Origin of the sequence: Arthrobacter sp. K5 (assembly GCF_040448525.1) — a bacterium.
In the GTDB taxonomy this organism is placed as follows: domain Bacteria; phylum Actinomycetota; class Actinomycetes; order Actinomycetales; family Micrococcaceae; genus Arthrobacter; species Arthrobacter globiformis.
The window spans coordinates 39,933-56,150 of sequence record NZ_CP159280.1 but is presented as its reverse complement, the minus strand read 5'-3'; the positions used below and the strand labels follow the sequence as shown (position 1 = coordinate 56,150).

Sequence of the window (16,218 nt, the reverse complement as noted above, 5' to 3'; positions counted from 1 at the left end):
GGAATCGCCAGAATGCCGCCCCAAGACCTTGGGGCGGCATTCTGGCGTTGGCGGTCTTTACTTAGGCGTCATCGGCCGTCGTTGAGAGCACGCGTCCCAGTCCCTCATAAGCTGCCGGCCGGTTCGACTTCAGCCAGAAGGCGATGAGGAGGCTGAGTACGAACCAGCTGATGCAGAACCATGGGATGAGGCTGACCCAGATGATGTCGCCGCCGAGTGTGCTGAGGTTTGACCAGAGCAGGTACAGGGCGCTTGCTAGCCCGATGGCTCCGATGCCGGGGGCAACCATGGTGCGCCACCAGTGGGCGTGCTCGCGGTGTGCCGGGAGGCTGTGGTAGCGGATGGTGGCGATGGAGCAGAGGATCTGGTTGAGCATGACCCAGAAGGTGCAGGCGATGGCGAACCAGCCGAACACTTCGGAGTATGCCGCCGTGTTGAAGTCGTTTCCTGCGAATTCCTAGGCTGAGGGGGCTGCAAAATAGAACGCTGTGAAAAGCCCCAACACCAAGGCTGCTCCGAAGAAGGTGGCCACGGCAGCGTGGTGGGGGCTTCCGTAGCGGGAATGGGTGTGGCCCAGTTTGCTGGGGAACAGCACACCTTCGCGGGCGATCGCATAGATGTAGCGTGAGACGGTCTGATGCAAGGCAAGGATTGATGCGAAGCACCCGGTGATGATGAGCACGTTGATGCAGTCTACGGCCCAGGGTCCCACAAAGGTGTGGGCGAGGGAGATGTAGGACTGGCCCAACTGTCCGGTGGTTTCCTCGACAACACGGCCCATGCCGAATCCGGTGATTGTTGCCCAGGCCGTGATGAACAGAATGAGGCCGATGCCGAGCACGGCCAGGTAGGTTGCCAGAGGTACGAGTTTTCTTGGGTTCTTGGCCTCCTCGGCATAGTTAGGGACGACTTCGAACCCCAGCCAGGACCAGAAGGCGAAGAAGATGCCGATGCCCGGTGCGATGCCGCCGAAGGCGTTCACGGGATTGACGGGCTCCAGGCTGACTCCTTCGGGGCCGCCATTGATGAAAATCGCACCGTTGACAATCGCGAGGATGGCGATTTCGAAGATGAAGAGTACTCCGAGCACCTTCGCAGAGAGTTCAACCCCGAAGTACGACGCGACAGCGGCCAGTACGAGGGCAAGACCTGCGATAACGAGCCACGGGATTTTGATTCCCGTGGCTTGCTCAAGTGCGGCGGCCCCGAAGTAACCGATGGCACCCAGTACGGCAACTTCCACGCACAGATATCCGAGCATCAAGGACAGTCCCGAGGCGAGGCCGAGGGGCTTGTTCAAGCCGTTGCTGATGAAACTGTAGAAGCCGCCTGTAGCGCTCAGCCGCCTGGTCATGGCTACGTACCCGACGGCGAAGCAAAGCAGCACCACCATGGCGACGATGAATCCGGCAGGAGCGCCGACGCCATTGCCGAACGCTACTGCAAGGGGAATATTTCCCAGGCAACCCACCAAGGGGGCGGCGCTGGAGAAGGCGAGCAAGAGAATGCCGATGAGACCGAGCGAACCGGACTTGAGGCGATGAACATCTTGTTGCTCGGGTGCCGCGATTGCAGCGTTGGTAGTTGCCATGGGGTCCTTCTTCGGGAATTCCGGTGTGTGCTGCAGGGGCAGTCCACCCGAAGGTCATTGGGGATTTGATGCGGTGGGGTGTGATGCGGTCGGCGACTGGCCGAGTCGAGTGCAGGCGTGACGCCATCATCGGTGCCGGGGTCGCCGCACGCGATGAGGAGCTTGCGTTGGGTCAGTGCAGAACTGCTCCAGCAGTATGAGAAAGTGAAACATTTTTGTGTTTCGTCTTTGTGAGTATGGGGTATCCAGCGTGTTTCAGGCAATAGGAAATTTTTAGGGTGCGCGGGTGAGCCGCCTAACCTCTAGACTGGCGTGAAGAGCGTGCCTATGCGCCGGAGTGTAAGGAAAGGCTGTGGAGGGGTTGCGACGATGAGCCAGGCGGCGGAGCGAGAGATGGATGGATCGCATTCCGTCTTGGCGAGGGATACGCCCCTGGCGCCTCCGAAACTGCCACGTTCACTGTCCGAGCTGATGACCGAAGCGTCGGGGACCGTCGGGGCCCACCGCACGGCGGTGCAGAAGCGCAGCCGGTCCAAGATGGAAAATGTCTTGGCGGCGGCGATCGATCTTCTTGTTGAAGGCGGCCCGGAGGCCGTCACCACAACCACAGTTGCCGCGCGAGCCGGGGTGTCGGTCGGATGGCTCTACAACTTCTTCGACGGCCGCGAGGCGCTGCTTGAGGAGATCCTGGTTTCCTGCCTCCAGGATCTCGACAACCGACTGGAACGCGTCGATTTTCACCTCGGTGGCCCCGGGTGGAAGGCGAGAGCCGAGGCAGGCGTTGAGGCCCATATTGAGTTCTTCAATGAGACTCCGGCTTTCCGGGCCATCTGGTTTTCAACGGAGTTTACGGGCCGAATGATCCGGGCGAATCGTATGCACGACAACGAGCTGGCAGCATACCTTGCCCGCACCATCACGCAGGTGCGGGCTGACGCGCCGAAAGTCCCCTTGGACGTAGTCACTCAGATCTTCGTCGGAATGCTGGATAAGGGTTTTGACCTTGCCTACAGGGAATCGCCGGACCGCGGCAACGAAGCACTGCTCGAAGAAATGAAACGGTCAAGCATCGAGTATCTGGCCACCTACCTCCCCTAAGAATCCTGGATCCAACGTTCATGCAGGAAAGCGAGCTACGCCCGGCCGGGAGGTCCCGGCCGGGCGTAGCGGCATTTAGTTTCGCGGTTCAGGAAGACGACATCTTCTGCGCGTACGTGGGCAATGCTGGCGAGGCTTAGCCGCAGGCTCGGCCGACCAGCTGGGTGACCGCTTGGGCGACGGGTGTGGGACCGTCGGTCAGCTCGACGATGGTCCGGTTGAGCGCGGGCGTGTGCAGGGCCGCATCGATAAATGCTGCAACATTGTCACGGTGCACGTCGCCGTATTGGATGGCGGGTCCCGCGGTGACACGGCCGTCGCCGGGCTCGTCGCGGAGCAGGCCAGGGCGGACAATGAGCCAGTCAAGGTCGGTCTGCGCCAAGTAGACGTCGGCGGTCTTTTTGGTCCTCATGTAGTGCTCGAAGCGGTCGTTGACCGGCCCGCCCCGGCCAGAATCGGGGAACGCAGAAACCAGCACGAATCGTGAAACTCCTGCGAGGGCGGCGGCATCAGCTGCCTTCTCGAGGCCCTTTCCGTCAATCAGCGTGGTCTGGTCCAGGCCGGTGCCGTGGGCGCCGGCGGAGAACACAACGGCGTCATGGCCTCGTAGCCGGGCCGCGAGGGTTTCGACGGAGTCTGCAATGAGGTCGCCGAGGACGGGCTTCGCGCCAGTTGCAGCTACGGTTTCCGCCTGGGTGGGGTTACGGAACATTCCGGTAACCTCGTCACCGCGTTCGCTGAGCAGCAGGGCCAGCCGGCGGCCGACACCTCCGGCTGCGCCAATCTGGAACACCTTCATGGTCATCTCCTTGCGTCAGTAAATTTTGTTACAGTGCGTAGTCGTACTGGTGCAGGAATCGGGGCTGGGCGCCCAACGCTGCTGCTGCGTTGTTTGTCCAAGACGCGTCCCGCAACAGGGCGCGCCCGATGAACACGGCGTCTGCGGCGTCGTCGCGGATCAGCTCAGCGGCCCACTCCGGGTCGGAAATGCGGCCGACGGCGGCAACGGGGACACCGCTCCGGGCGCGAACCTGGGCGGCTTTGTCGACCTGGTAATCCCTTGACTCGGGAATCAGTGCTGGTTCTAGGCCACCGGAGGAGGCATCAACAAGGTCGATCCCACGCTCCTTGGCCCATCCGGCGAGGTGGACGGTGTCTTCAACGCTCCAGGCACGCCGGTCATCGTCGGGATTTTCGTTGATCCAGTCAGTGGTGGAAACGCGCAGGAAAACCGGGCGCCCTTCGGGCCACACAGCCCGTACTGCGTCAATGACGGCCAGTACCAAGCGGGCCCGGTTTTCCAGGCTTCCACCGTATTCGTCGTCGCGAAGGTTGGATACCGGTGACAAGAAGGAGTGGAGCAGGTAGCCATGCGCAGCATGGATCTCAACGACTTCGAAGCCGGCCTGATTGGCCAGTCGGGCCGAATGGGCGAAGGAAGACACGACGTCGGCGATTTGCCCGTGCGTCAGGCTCTCCGGGGCGGGAAAACCGGGAAATTCCACAGTGCTCGGGCCCATGGCTTGCCAGCCGCCTGCGGCCTGGTTCACGGGGTTTCCGCCGAGCCAAGGCGGGTTCACCGATGCCTTGCGCCCGGCGTGCGCCAATTGCACTGCCGGCACAGCCCCGCCCGCCCGGATGGCTCCCGCCAGCCGACCGAAAGCCTCCACCTGCGACTCGGACCAAAGCCCAAGATCGAAGGGCGAGATGCGGCCTTCAGGCGCGACGCCGGTCGCTTCGACCATCACGAGGCCCGCACCACCTGCGGCACGGGCAGAGTAGTGGGCAAGGTGGAAATCGGTGGGCTGGCCAATGTGTTCCCCATCGGCTGCGGCCGAGTAGGTGCACATCGGGGACATCCAGACGCGGTTGGGGATGGTTAATCCGCGCAGCGTGATGGGGCTGAAAACGTTGGTCATGCCGATCTCCTTGCAACTTGGTTCGGTGGACATCGTAGTACGATGAGTGTCGTATTAGCCAAACCGTCGTTGGAGAACATCTTGGATAATCAAGGCATGCGCACGCTGGACCACCCGATGCCCGATCACATCCGGATTGACACCGTTCTTTCTGCCCTGGCCGATCCCATCCGGAGGCGCATCGTGAACCAGTTGGCTGACGGGCACGATGACCAGGCATGCATTGCTTTTGCCCTGCCGGTCAGCAAATCCACGTCCACGCACCATTTCCGGGTCCTGCGGGAAGCCGGGATCATCGAACAGCGATACCAGGGAACGGCGATCCTGAATTCGCTGCGCCGCGCTGCGCTCGACCAGTTGTTCCCCGGTCTGCTGGAGGCCGTTATCGCCGCCGAACGTTCGGCGGCGATAACGGCGATGCCCGGAGGCTAGTTAGGCGTAGAGACGTCGATGACGAACCGGTACCGAACATCGGACGCGAGGATGCGCTCGAATGCTTCATTGACCTGCCCGGCGGAGACGAGTTCGATATCAGAACCAATTCCGCGCAGGGCACAGAAATCCAGCATCTCCTGGGTTTCCTGGATGCCGCCGATGATAGACCCCGCGTAGGATTTGCGGCCTCGAAGAAGTGAGAAGACATTCAACGAAAGGGGTTCGGCTGGCGCGCCCAGATTGACCAGCGCGCCGTCGAGCGCCAGCAGCGAGAGATACGCGTCGACGTCTATCGGCGCGGTCGCGGCTCAGGGTGCCTGGGCCGCGACTCCTGCCCGGGACCGCGCCGACATCCTCTTCCGCACCTACGAAGGAATCCTGGGCCGGCGCGATGAATTCGCGCGGCTGATCGTGGACGAAATGGGCAAGCCATGGGCAGAGGCCCAGACCGAAGTCGATTACGGTGCCGGGTTCTTCCGCTGGTTCGCCGAGTCCGCTGGCAGGCTTCATTCCGAAGGCCAGTACGGCGTCGAACCCGGAGGCCAGTACCGCATTGCTGTGTCCAAACGCCCCGTCGGACCGTCCCTGCTGATCACCCCCTGGAACTTCCCGCTCGCGATGGGCGCACGGAAAATCGCCCCCGCCCTCGCGGCCGGCTGCACTACAGTCCTTAAACCCGCGGTGCAGACACCATTGACATCGTTGCTCCTGGCCCAGGTCCTGCAAGAGGCCGGCACTCCGGCCGGCGTCGTGAACGTGGTCGTCACCGGCAACTCACGCGGTGTGGTCGCCGCCATCATGACCGACCCTCGTGTCCGCAAGGTCTCCTTCACCGGTTCCACCCAGGTCGGCCAGACGCTGCTCTCCCAGGCCGCGGAGAACGTCATGAACACCTCCATGGAACTGGGCGGAAACGCGCCCCTGATCGTGTTCAACGACGCCGACCTGGACAAGGCCCTTGAAGGTGCCATGCTCGCCAAACTCCGTAACGGAGGCCAATCCTGCGTCGCGGCCAACCGGATCTATGTCCAATCCGGCATCGCCGACGAATTCATCGCCCGTTTTACCGAGCGGATGGCCGCCAGCACAACGGGTGAAGGCCACGACCCTGCCACCACGCTCGGCCCGCTCATCGATGACAAACAACGGGCCACTGTCCACGAGCTTGTCACGGACGCCGTCGCCAAGGGCGCCACCTGCCTCGCCGGCGGAAAACCGATTAACGGGGACGGCTACTTCTATCCGGCCACTGTCCTGACCAACATCCCCGCGGACGCGGACATCCGCACCGAGGAAATCTTCGGCCCCGTTGCAGCGATCTACACCTTCGACACCGAGGACGAAGCCATCCATGAGGCCAACAACACCCCCTACGGGCTGGCCTCCTATGTCTTCACCGAGAACCTCTCCCGCGCCCTGCGCGTCGCCGACGCCCTCGACGCCGGCATGACCGGCATCAACCGCGGACTCGTCTCCAACCCCGCCGCCCCCTTCGGCGGAACCAACCAATCCGGACTCCACCGCGAAGGCGGCACCGAAGGCCTCGAGGCCTACCAGGAAACCAAATACACCGGCATCCAACTCTAAGAACCAGTTCCGTCCGGCATGACCCAAACAGCCAGGGGGTTCCCGGCGCAATCACTGCGCCAGGAACCCTCTGCTGCATGCCGGAACTACAGAAACCAAAATCCCGAGGAAGGAGACCGCGATGAATGCGGCCACAGGAATCCCACAAGTCGCCATCAGCATGAACTGGTCCGCCCTGTCGGTCGGTCAGCACATAACCGTGAGCGAGCCGGTTGGCGAAACCCTATCAGGCGGTCATCGATTAAATGACGGAGGGCAAAGGCGTGATGAGCGTAGTCACAGAATTTATGGACCTTCGCAAGGCGTTCGACTATCGCGAAGGCGTTGTCATCGCGCCCGCCTAGCGTTTGTTGCGCGCCGGACTTCAGGCCCCGACGATGGAGCCATCCAGCGCGCAACAACCCTGGTCGCGTGCCGCCCACGCAGATGGGGGGTCATCTGCTGGTGAGAGACCGCGGAGCGTCCATTTCTCCGCATACTCCTCAACGAGGCGGGCAAGGCCTACAGTGGCCGGGTCAAGCCGCAGCCGGTCGACGGCCAGCGCCGACAATTGCGCGGCTCGAGTGGCGACGGCAGGATTCTCGAGTCCAAACCGGGCGGCAGCTTCCCAGTCAGGTGACGCGGCGCAGATGTCTTTCGCCGTTTCAGCGGTGGCAGGATCAGAGATGAGCGCAGCGACCACGGCAGCAGGCACGGCCCACCAGCAACCGGGCTGTGCATCCAAGTATCTGACCTCAAAGTAGCCTTTGGGTCGAACGTGGGGAAACAGCGTGCTCAGGTGCTGCTGTAGGTCCGCAACGGTGGCCGGCTGGCGGTCCGGAACTGCCGAAGTCCCCATCGACAGCCATTCGCGGAACGTCAGCCCCGCAGGAGCCCGCCAATCGCCCTGTGACCGACGAATCATCATCAGGGGGGCGTCCAGGGCCCACCGGGCATACGCAGCGCCGGGATCGTGGGCCGCCTTGATATACGGGACGCCCGTTCGGGCCGGGTCGAGGTTGAGCCAGGCGGCAAGTCGCGTGCTCTTCCAGCCGCTCCGTCGTCCAGTGATCCAGGAGGAGTTTGCAAACGTTGCGGCAAGCACAGGGCCGATCGCATACAGAAGGTGCCAGCGCTCACGGATCTCGGCATCACTCGCACCCGCTTCGACGTTGACCTGCACTGACGCAGTCGAGCACATCATGGTTGGGCCGGCCGGAGCCCAGGGTTCGAAATATTGCTCCATGGCAGCGTAGCGGGGGGCTTGTGTTATCCGCTGCGGTTCCCGGTAGGGGGCAACGCCAGCGCCAACTAGGGAGGCCCCCAGAGCGGAGGCCCGCTCCCGCAGCAGTTGCAGGCTGTCGTGCACGGAGCGTACAACTTGCTGGAGATTCGCTTCCGGGCGCGAGCTGAGCTCAAGCTGCCCGCCCGGTTCAAGCGTCAGACTTCCTGCCACATCCACGTGGCTCAGTTCGGAGAACAGACGCCGATGGTTATCCTCTGGAAACGGAAGCTCAAGGGATGGGTCTCCGACGCGGCCCACAAGGAATTCGAGTTCAAGGCCGATTTGTTCTGCGGGACCGGGCGTAAAGCATGAGCGTTGGATCCAGTCCTCGGCAGCGGCTGGAGTCAGGGGATCTTCCGTACAACCGGTGGGGCCGTGCGTGCTGAGTGGGGTCTGGGTGGAAGTCACGTCCTCTGGGTCCTTTCAAGAAGAAGAGGTTGGGTGGGCCGCCACCATTTGCCGGCCCACCCAACCCCTCTGTCGCGCGCAACCGCACGCGGGGCCGCTTAGGAAGGGATGTCGCCGTCGTAGCGCTCCGCGCCGGGGAGGGGGGCAACCCACGGTTGGGCGGACCGGCACCAGACTTCAACCGTTGGCTTGAGCCACGACGTGTCATTCAGCGTCCCCGCTTTGACGAAGGCCAGGCCGGGCATGGCATCGATGCGACCGACGATCGGAGAGCCGCATTCGGAGCAGAACGAACGGTTCGTGTTGGTCTTGTGCTCTTCTCCAACGGTGATGAAGGTCTTCACCGCGTCGCCGGAGATGGTCAGCTTCTCGTCATCGACGCCTACGACGAGGGAATAGGCGCCGCCAGTCTGGCGCTGGCAGTCGGTGCAGTGGCAGACAGCAGTGAACTTGGGCTCGCTGTCGATGGTGTAGGTAACCTCACCGCAAAGGCATTGACCGTCGAGTTTCATGGGTGCTCCTTGAGCGTCATTGGGAAGGGAGTTGTGGAGTCCGCCGCCTCGCGTGGCGTCGGTCACATCCTAAAGTGAAACAATATCGCATTTCACTATTTTAGGGAAGGTCTTGATCTTGGCCGGATGCGCATCTAAACTGAAACCTGAATCTGTTTCAGAATTCTTCTCTAATCGGAATCCGGCACGCAGCACTAGGAGAGAACACATGGGAGTATCCATCGCGGAAGGTAAGAACGCGATCAAGCCCGCAGACTTCAACGCGCCATACGGACTGCTCATTGACGGCGACATCGTCACGACCGACGAGGGCTTCGAAGTCTTCAACCCAGCCGACAACTCGGTCATCGCCAGCGCACCGCAGGGCACCCGGGAACACATGGAACGTGCCATTGGAGCCGCGAAACGGGCCTTCCCCGCCTGGGCAGCCCTCACGGCCGACGAACGAGAAGCGATCATTGTCGAATTCTTCGAGGCGCTCGAAGCCCAGAAGGACGACTTCATTACCTTGCTCTCCCTTGAGCAGGGCAAGCCCCGGCACAACCAGGCCACCTTCGAAGTGAACCTTGCCAACCCCTGGATCCCGAACACCGCCAAGTCCAGGCTCGAAACCAAGGTTCTGGTGGAAGATGACGCGCACCGCGTCGAGTTGCGCCGCTCCCCGCTCGGTGTCGTCGGGGCCATCATCCCGTGGAACTACCCCTACCTCCACGTCCTGTGGAAGACGGTCCCCGCGCTCATCACCGGCAACACCGTTGTCCTCAAGCCGTCTCCCTACACCCCGCTCTGCGCACTGCGGATCGGGGAACTGGCCGCACAGGTCTTCCCGCCGGGCGTTTTCAACATCGTCACGGGTGGCAACGAGCTCGGACAGATCCTTACTGAAAGCCCGGACGTCGGAATGATCACCTTCACCGGCTCCACGGAAACGGGCACCAAGATCATGGCGTCTGCCGCCGGCACGATCAAGCGAGTGACCCTGGAACTCGGCGGAAACGATCCCGCCATTCTGCTCCCGGACGCAGACTGGCAGGATGCCGTGCCCAAGGTGTTCAATGCGGCGTTCGGAAACTCGGGCCAGTGGTGCATCGCGGCCAAGCGCATCTACGTGCACCGCTCTTTCCACGAAGACTTTGTCAAAGCATTCGTGGCCTACGCCAGGACGCAGAAGGTTGGCGACGGCATGGATCCCACCAGCGACCTGGGCCCCATCAACAACCGGATGCAGTACAACAAGCTGCGCGACCTCTTCGAGGACACCCGCCGCAATGGATACGACGTTCCGCTGGGCGGCACGATCGACGAGTCACTGGACGGCAACTTTGTGCCCGTCACGATCGTGAACAACCCTCCGGAAGACAGCCGCATCGTGCAGGAGGAGCCGTTTGGTCCGATCGTGCCGGTCCTCGTGTACGACGATATTGATGACGTCATCGCGCGCGCCAACGCCACCGTGTTCGGCCTCGGCGCCACCGTATGGGGCCGCGACGAGGAACGGGCCCTGGCAGTGGCAGACCGCATTGACTCCGGCAACGTGTGGATCAACCAGGGACAAAGCCACCCGGACCACGCCCCGTTCGGCGGCCATAAGCAGTCCGGACTCAGCGTCGAACACGGCGACGAAGGCCTCGCCTCACATACGAACAACAAGACCGTTGTGATCCGCAAACGCTAGCCAGACCTTCCCCCAAGAAAACCCCAACCGGATGTCTGCAGACACCCGGCCAGCCAAGGAGAAATCATGCCCAAGAACCTCAAAGTAGTTCCGACTGACGAATACGACCAGATCGTCGCGACCGTCCAGAAATACGTCGAAGGCCTGCGGGTCGGCAGCCCCGAAGGCGTAGCCGAGGCCTTCCACCAGGACGCCACCATGTACGGCTTCACCAACGGCCAGCTTCTGGGTGGCCCCATCAAGAACCTCTACGACTTCGTCGCCGAGAACGGAACCGCTCCCGACGTCAAGACGCGCGTGGACATCATCGGCATCACCCAGACCACCGCCGTCGTGAAGGTCGACATGGAAAACGACGCCATTGGCGCCGACTACACCGACTTCCACACCCTGCTGAAGCAGGACGGCGAGTGGAAGATCATCGCCAAGGTGTACCACCAGTACGAGGCCTAGGCCAAGGCTTGTACGGGGGGGAGGCTCGCATGTTGCGGGCCTCCCCTCCGCGTGGTCGCCGACATTACCGTCCTCAACCGCGGACTCGTCTCCAACCCCGCCGCCCCCCTTCGGCAGAACCAACCAATCCGGACTCCACCGCGAAGGCGGCACCGAAGGCCTCGAGGCCTACCAGGAAACCAAATACACCGGCTTCCAACTCTAAGAACCAGTTCCGTCCGGCATGACCCAAACAGCCAGGGGGTTCCCGGCGCAATGACTGCGCCAGGAGCCACCTGTCCTACGCCGCTGCGGCTGGAACCCTCCACGACAAAGATCGGAGCTGAGATGAAAACAGCACAGCGCCTCACAGAGGTGACCGTCAGCCAAAACTGGTCCGGCCTGTCGGCCGGTCAGCATGTAACCGTGACCGAGCCCGTTGGAGAGCCCTATCAGGCCGTCATCGACGTAAAGACCGACGACAGCGGCGTGGTTTGGGTCGAAACCGAGCGGATGCATGTGCGCAGGGCGTTCGACTACCGCGAAGGCGTGATCATCACACCCGCATAGCCTGCCTCAGTACAGGACTCCGCATGATTGATTGGCTCCGTTGACCCTACCTCGCATTCTCGTTTCCGGCCGACCCGTCAAAGTAGGGTGGAAGTGGTCTCCTGCCGCAAATAGCAGCAGCGACTTACTCACCAACTCGAAGCCCGTACGCCATCCGGCAGATCCGCAGTAGCCGCCTAGGCGCCCATCACCAAAGCACGGGTCAACAACAGGACACGAGAAAAACAATAATCACAAGACCCAACGGGCTGATTCGGTGGCGTAGAAGCGTTTGAAGGCCCATCCGTCGGCCAGTGTGCGGTGGTACCGTTCGATCTTGCCGTTGGTTTGTGGACGGTAAGGTCGCGTCTTTTGGCCTTGATGTTCAGGTCCCGGCAGGTGTCCCGCCAGAGGTTCGATTTGTATGCTGATCCGTTGTGAAAGGACTCGCTCGACGGTGACGCCGCGGGCGGCGAACCGGGACACTGCCCTTTTCAACACGGAGGCTGCGGTGGCCGCTGTTTCGTCATCATGGATCTCGGCGTAGGCAACGCGTGAGTGGTCGTCCACGACTGTGTGCACGTAGGCGGTGCCGATCAGCGGGTTGTGGTGGTTGTTTCGCGGCTTTGCCGGGGTCAGAGTGCGGTTCTTCTTGCCTTCCTGCCGGCCAACGTAGCGCCAGCCGCCACCGTCCGGGATGTTGCCGAGCTTCTTCACATCGACGTGGATCATCGCCCCCGGTTTGTCGTGTTCGTAGCGGCGGATGACTTCTCCGGTGCGCTTATCCACGTAATGCAACCGGTTTAGCCAGCACCGGACCAGGACCGCGTGGACGTGGAGGCAGGCATGGCCAGCTTCGCTCCAATCGCGACAGGGCCCAGCCTGTGCTTCCAGCGCAGGTGCACGACCTTGCGAACCAGGTGCGGCGGAGTCCGGTTCGCCACCCGGTGCGGGCTTGAGGATCGGTCGGACATGCCAGCTGCGCCCATCGAGGCATACCTGGCTGCCCACCGTTTGGCCGTCGGCCGGGAGCAATTGAACTGTTCGGCAGCCCGGGACACCGGCCAGCCGTGATCAACGACGAGCCGCGCAACGCGTAACCGTTGGGGTGGAGTCAAAGCGGCATTAGCGTGGGACATTGAGGACCTCCTGGTCGCGTCAGCGGTTGTTCAAACAACTCCACTGCGCGCAGGAGGTCCTCACCCATGAGTCAACGACTCCAGCGAGTCATCACATTCACCCAACCGCGTCCCTGGGCAGAACAGCTAGATCAGGCCAAGATTCATGGCGAGGATGACGGCACGCGTCCTCGTCGAGGTTGCGAGCTTGGTCCGCACGTTTTCCATATGTGTCGAAACCGTTCGAGGAGAGAGAAACAGCTCGGTGGCAATTTGATTGTCCGTGAGCCCGTCCTTTACCAAACGCAGGATTTCGAGTTCGCGGGGCGTTAGACCCAGACTGCGGCTCTGCTGGACGCGCTCGACCATCTCTGCGAGAACTGGGCGGAGCGCCGCCAGCATCGATGTGGTGGGCTCCCGCCACGAGGGATGTTCCGTGCTCAGGTTGCAAGTCCCGATTAACCCCGCTTTGCCTGTCAAGGGCATCGTGACCCCGTTGTTGAATCCTTCCGGCCCAAAATGCATCAGCGCTGGCGCTGAGGCGCGGAACCCCGGCAGGTTGTCCCAGTCATAAATAGTGGACTCGTCAAGCAACGCGCGTCGCGCACCGCCATCATTTATCAGCAGATCTCGCACGATGTAGTCAACTATGGCTTCGCGGTAGCCCGCGCTCCCAACCGGAACATGGGCCCGTGAAAGCGGATCCATGTATGTGAGCAGGATGGCTCCTGCCCCGCTTTCGTGGCGCACAAGATCGAAGTAAGCCGCGCGCCGACGCGCTGTTTCGGCGCTTTGAAGGTCTTGGAGCAAGAGCACCCGAGAGTCGAAGTCCACGCTGCCCCCACGGTGTTGTCTCGAAAAGTGTTTCATTGCCCTGCCAGGTTCGGGCAGGACAGCAATGAGTCGCGTTGTTGGCGTCAATCTTTGCATCACGGGGCTGCGTGTGACGCCGAGTACACCAAATATACGTCAAATACCCGATACCTGATAGAACTTCAGGTTTCTAAGCTGGCTCTATTCCGCAGGGATCCCCCACCCTTTGGACCTCAATTCCAGTCTTATAGGAGCTTTATGCGATTCAAACCAGCCCTCACCGCATGTGCTGTGACGTTGGCGCTAGCGTCCACAGTTACGCTTTCGGGATGCAGCACGCCGTCTTCGAGCGCAACCAGCGCGGAGTGCCCGAAAACGTACACCGTCGGCTTCAGCCACCCGATCGGCGAAGCCGAAGTAATCAAAGCCCTTAAGTCGCTCGCCAAGGACTACTCCACCAAAGTTAGTTGCGTCGAGCTGCTCCTCGACAACACCACAGGAATGAAGCTGGAAAGCCAGCGCGCAACCATCGAAAGCTGGGTAACGCAGCGGGTTGACGCAATCGTGCTATGGCCTGTGGACTCGACGGCATTCGCTGGCCTCCAACGGCAAGCCCAAAGTCAAGGCACCAAATGGCTGACCTATCTGACCAGCATGGACGGTCAAGATGGCAGCGTCGGTTTTGACAACAAGCTCCAAGGCGAGCAGATTGCAGAAGACGTGACAGCTTGGATCAAGAAGAACTACCCCAACGGCGGGGCAACCGCTGCGGTCACAACGCTGACGACGCTTCCGCCGTCCCGACCCCGGTACGAAATCCCGATCAATGCGATCGAAGCGGCCGGGATCAAGGTGGTTTCCGAACAAAACTGTACGGACCAAGCATGCGGTCTGCAGATTGCCGAAGACGCACTTCGCGAACACCCCGATCTCCGTATCTTCGTCGGTCTCAGCGACGAGTCTGCTATCGGTGCAATGAAGGCCTTCAAAAACGCTGGAATCGATCCAGCGCTTGTCTACATAGCGGGACAGGACGGATCTCCCGAAGGGCTGGCTGCCGTTCAGCAGGGCGGCATGTACAGGGCAAGCTCCGCGATTCCGATGGATGACCTTGCAGCCTCTATAGTCGATGCCGCCTTGGCCGCCGTCACAGGCAAGGGTGAAGCCAACCTCGTGACGCCAACCGTTTTGGCCAAGGCCGACAATCCGCAGGTTGTCGCGGACCTCCTCAAGAACTTTGAGCGCAAGGACTAGCGACGTGATACGGGATACTGACGTGCATGAGGCTGTTGGGCCGTACGGCCTACAGCTGTCTGGCATTCGAAAGTCCTACGGGATGAATAACGTCCTCCGGGGCATCGACATGAAAATCACCGCTGGCACCGTACATGCCCTACTTGGTGCAAATGGTGCCGGGAAGTCCACTCTCCTAGGGTGTCTTAGCGGTGCCACGCATCCTGACGACGGCGAGATTGTCATTGGAGGACGTTCATACAGCGGCCTAACCCCAACCCAGGCCTTCGAAGCCGGATGCGCAATCATCTACCAGCATTTTCAATTGATCGACTCACTCAATGTCGCGGATAACATATTTCTTGGCCAAGAACGCCGGAACGCTGTCGGAGCAGTAGATGCGCGCCGGCAGGAGCGGGAAGCGGCGAACATTCTTGAGTCTCTGGGGGTAGACATTAGTCCTCGCGCACTGGTCGGGTCGCTGTCAGTAGGAGAGCAACAGATCGTCGAAATCGCCCGGGCGCTTCGCAGGAAACCGGATCTGCTGATCTTGGATGAGCCGACAGCGGCGCTAGGGCCGCATGAGGTCACTGCGCTGATCCGACTCGTGAGGCGGCTGGCCACGACACAAGGACTCACCGTAATTTACGTGACACACCTCTTGAACGAGGTACTACAGGTTGCTGATGCCGTGACCGTGCTCCGGGACGGCCAGGTCTATTGGACGCGCGCCCGGCAGGACCTCGAAATGCAGGACCTGGTGGATGGTATCTCCCCTGGAAGTGCCCTCACCGGAGCTAAACGTGACTGCACCCCAGGCGAGCCGATACTGCAATTGACTAATCTCCAGTGCACGTTTACCGGACCGCTCACCACAACCGTCCACGCAGGCGAGATCGTGGGCTTGTTCGGACTCCTTGGTTCGGGAAGGACGAACCTCCTCGAGTCCATCGCAGGCGTGAGACGACAGGTAGAAGGAACTGTCAGCCTCTCAGGCGCTCACCTCGAAGCTGGTTCACTGGCGAAGGCTGCGGCCGCCGGCGTCTCCCTGGTTGCTGCCGATCGAAAGGTGCAGTCACTTTTTGGCAGTATGACCGCAGAGGAAAATGTGCTGCTCCCACACTATCCTCAGCTTTCCAAAGGCTTTCGCAGCCCGTCTCGGGAGCGGGCCTCGTTTCACAGCATCGCAAGAAAGATCCGGCTCCACCCGGTGGCCCCGAAAAGTCCCGCGGACTCGTTCTCGGGCGGAAATGCACAAAAGTTGGTCGTCGGACGGTGGGCTGCTGACCTTGGAAACACATCCGTTCTGCTCCTTGACGAACCAACCCAGGGCGTTGACATCGGCTCGCGCCACGAGATCTACGAATTACTCCGCGCGTTTGCCTCTAATTCTCATCGCTGCGTGATCTTCGCATCGAGCGAACCCGAGGAACTTCTTGCCCTCGCAGACAGGGTCTTCATTCTGGTGGACGGTGTCCCCACCGAAATTGCTACCGAGGACATCACCGAAAGTCACCTACTGTCAGCTGCCCACGGCAGCTTTGATGGAGTGGAAGGAAGGACAAAGTGACAGCGTTGGAATCG

General features: G+C 61.5%; 16 protein-coding genes and 2 pseudogenes. 9 read left to right on the top strand and 9 right to left on the bottom strand.

Features of this window, described 5'->3' with window-relative positions; translation table 11 throughout:
* Nucleotides 1–61: 61 nt before the first annotated feature.
* Together ABRP34_RS22650 and ABRP34_RS22645 are read right to left on the bottom strand one after the other, a co-directional pair.
* Nucleotides 62–415: a hypothetical protein gene (locus tag ABRP34_RS22650; RefSeq protein ID WP_353713594.1), complete on the bottom strand. Its 354-nt coding sequence runs from the start codon at nt 413–415 to the stop codon at nt 62–64.
* 42 nt (nt 416–457) lie between these two features.
* Entirely contained in the window at nt 458–1,591 is a 1,134-nt protein-coding gene (locus tag ABRP34_RS22645) for an APC family permease (protein WP_353713593.1), read from the bottom strand.
* 369 nt (nt 1,592–1,960) lie between these two features.
* Between ABRP34_RS22645 and ABRP34_RS22640 the strand changes: the two genes are divergently transcribed.
* Nucleotides 1,961–2,689, top strand: coding sequence for a TetR/AcrR family transcriptional regulator (locus tag ABRP34_RS22640; RefSeq protein WP_353713556.1), 729 nt, complete (start codon nt 1,961–1,963; stop codon nt 2,687–2,689).
* A 136-nt stretch (nt 2,690–2,825) separates the two neighbouring features.
* On the opposite strand, the gene ABRP34_RS22635 is transcribed toward ABRP34_RS22640, so the two are convergent.
* Together ABRP34_RS22635 and ABRP34_RS22630 are read right to left on the bottom strand one after the other, a co-directional pair.
* Entirely contained in the window at nt 2,826–3,488 is a 663-nt protein-coding gene (locus ABRP34_RS22635; protein WP_353713592.1) for an NAD(P)H-binding protein, read from the bottom strand.
* A 28-nt stretch (nt 3,489–3,516) separates the two neighbouring features.
* Nucleotides 3,517–4,608 carry an NADH:flavin oxidoreductase/NADH oxidase gene (locus tag ABRP34_RS22630; RefSeq protein ID WP_353713555.1) on the bottom strand — a complete coding sequence of 364 codons (1,092 nt, stop codon included), beginning with the start codon at nt 4,606–4,608 and terminating at the stop codon, nt 3,517–3,519.
* Nucleotides 4,609–4,704: 96 nt separating this feature from the next.
* Here ABRP34_RS22630 and ABRP34_RS22625 point away from each other — a divergent pair, with 96 nt between their 5' ends.
* A complete protein-coding gene (locus tag ABRP34_RS22625) occupies nt 4,705–5,040 on the top strand; it encodes a helix-turn-helix transcriptional regulator (RefSeq protein ID WP_353713671.1) in 336 nt (111 codons plus the stop codon).
* On the opposite strand, the pseudogene ABRP34_RS22620 reads toward ABRP34_RS22625, so the two are convergent.
* A pseudogene (locus ABRP34_RS22620) lies at nt 5,037–5,345 on the bottom strand (NAD(P)-dependent alcohol dehydrogenase); the annotation flags it as partial. The gene ABRP34_RS22625 and the pseudogene ABRP34_RS22620 overlap by 4 nt on opposite strands.
* On the opposite strand from ABRP34_RS22620, the gene ABRP34_RS22615 reads away from it, so the two are divergent.
* Nucleotides 5,284–6,630, top strand: coding sequence for an NAD-dependent succinate-semialdehyde dehydrogenase (locus tag ABRP34_RS22615; RefSeq protein ID WP_353713554.1), 1,347 nt, complete (start codon nt 5,284–5,286; stop codon nt 6,628–6,630). The pseudogene ABRP34_RS22620 and the gene ABRP34_RS22615 sit on opposite strands and share 62 nt — an antisense overlap.
* A 364-nt stretch (nt 6,631–6,994) precedes the next feature.
* Here ABRP34_RS22615 and ABRP34_RS22610 read toward each other — a convergent pair whose 3' ends face one another.
* The gene (locus ABRP34_RS22610) at nt 6,995–8,065 is read right to left on the bottom strand and encodes a glutamate-cysteine ligase family protein (RefSeq protein WP_353713670.1); all 1,071 of its coding nucleotides are present in this window, start codon (nt 8,063–8,065) and stop codon (nt 6,995–6,997) included.
* Between ABRP34_RS22610 and ABRP34_RS22605 the strand changes: the two genes are divergently transcribed.
* Nucleotides 7,991–8,206 (top strand): hypothetical protein, encoded by a 216-nt coding sequence (locus ABRP34_RS22605; protein ID WP_353713683.1) that lies wholly within the window; start codon nt 7,991–7,993, stop codon nt 8,204–8,206. The two genes, ABRP34_RS22610 and ABRP34_RS22605, sit on opposite strands and share 75 nt — an antisense overlap.
* 194 nt (nt 8,207–8,400) lie before the next feature.
* On the opposite strand, the gene ABRP34_RS22600 is transcribed toward ABRP34_RS22605, so the two are convergent.
* Nucleotides 8,401–8,814 (bottom strand): GFA family protein, encoded by a 414-nt coding sequence (locus tag ABRP34_RS22600; RefSeq protein ID WP_353713553.1) that lies wholly within the window; start codon nt 8,812–8,814, stop codon nt 8,401–8,403.
* 208 nt (nt 8,815–9,022) lie between these two features.
* On the opposite strand from ABRP34_RS22600, the gene ABRP34_RS22595 reads away from it, so the two are divergent.
* The 3 genes from ABRP34_RS22595 to ABRP34_RS22585 all read left to right on the top strand — a co-directional run bounded on the left by ABRP34_RS22595 (nt 9,023) and on the right by ABRP34_RS22585 (nt 11,491).
* Nucleotides 9,023–10,489: an aldehyde dehydrogenase family protein gene (locus ABRP34_RS22595; RefSeq protein WP_353713552.1), complete on the top strand. Its 1,467-nt coding sequence runs from the start codon at nt 9,023–9,025 to the stop codon at nt 10,487–10,489.
* A 66-nt stretch (nt 10,490–10,555) separates the two neighbouring features.
* Nucleotides 10,556–10,942 carry a nuclear transport factor 2 family protein gene (locus tag ABRP34_RS22590; protein ID WP_353713551.1) on the top strand — a complete coding sequence of 129 codons (387 nt, stop codon included), beginning with the start codon at nt 10,556–10,558 and terminating at the stop codon, nt 10,940–10,942.
* 327 nt (nt 10,943–11,269) lie between these two features.
* Complete coding sequence (locus tag ABRP34_RS22585; protein ID WP_353713550.1) at nt 11,270–11,491, top strand: hypothetical protein; 222 nt, start codon at nt 11,270–11,272, stop codon at nt 11,489–11,491.
* A 243-nt stretch (nt 11,492–11,734) separates the two neighbouring features.
* On the opposite strand, the pseudogene ABRP34_RS22580 reads toward ABRP34_RS22585, so the two are convergent.
* Both ABRP34_RS22580 and ABRP34_RS22575 read right to left on the bottom strand, forming a co-directional pair.
* A pseudogene (locus ABRP34_RS22580) lies at nt 11,735–12,609 on the bottom strand (IS481 family transposase); the annotation flags it as partial.
* Nucleotides 12,610–12,735: 126 nt separating this feature from the next.
* Complete coding sequence (locus ABRP34_RS22575; RefSeq protein WP_353713549.1) at nt 12,736–13,422, bottom strand: LuxR C-terminal-related transcriptional regulator; 687 nt, start codon at nt 13,420–13,422, stop codon at nt 12,736–12,738.
* 237 nt (nt 13,423–13,659) lie between these two features.
* Here ABRP34_RS22575 and ABRP34_RS22570 point away from each other — a divergent pair, with 237 nt between their 5' ends.
* Both ABRP34_RS22570 and ABRP34_RS22565 read left to right on the top strand, forming a co-directional pair.
* A complete protein-coding gene (locus ABRP34_RS22570; RefSeq protein WP_353713548.1) occupies nt 13,660–14,655 on the top strand; it encodes a sugar ABC transporter substrate-binding protein in 996 nt (331 codons plus the stop codon).
* Nucleotides 14,656–14,677: 22 nt separating this feature from the next.
* Nucleotides 14,678–16,204 (top strand): sugar ABC transporter ATP-binding protein, encoded by a 1,527-nt coding sequence (locus ABRP34_RS22565; RefSeq protein WP_353713547.1) that lies wholly within the window; start codon nt 14,678–14,680, stop codon nt 16,202–16,204.
* Nucleotides 16,205–16,218 lie beyond the last annotated feature (14 nt).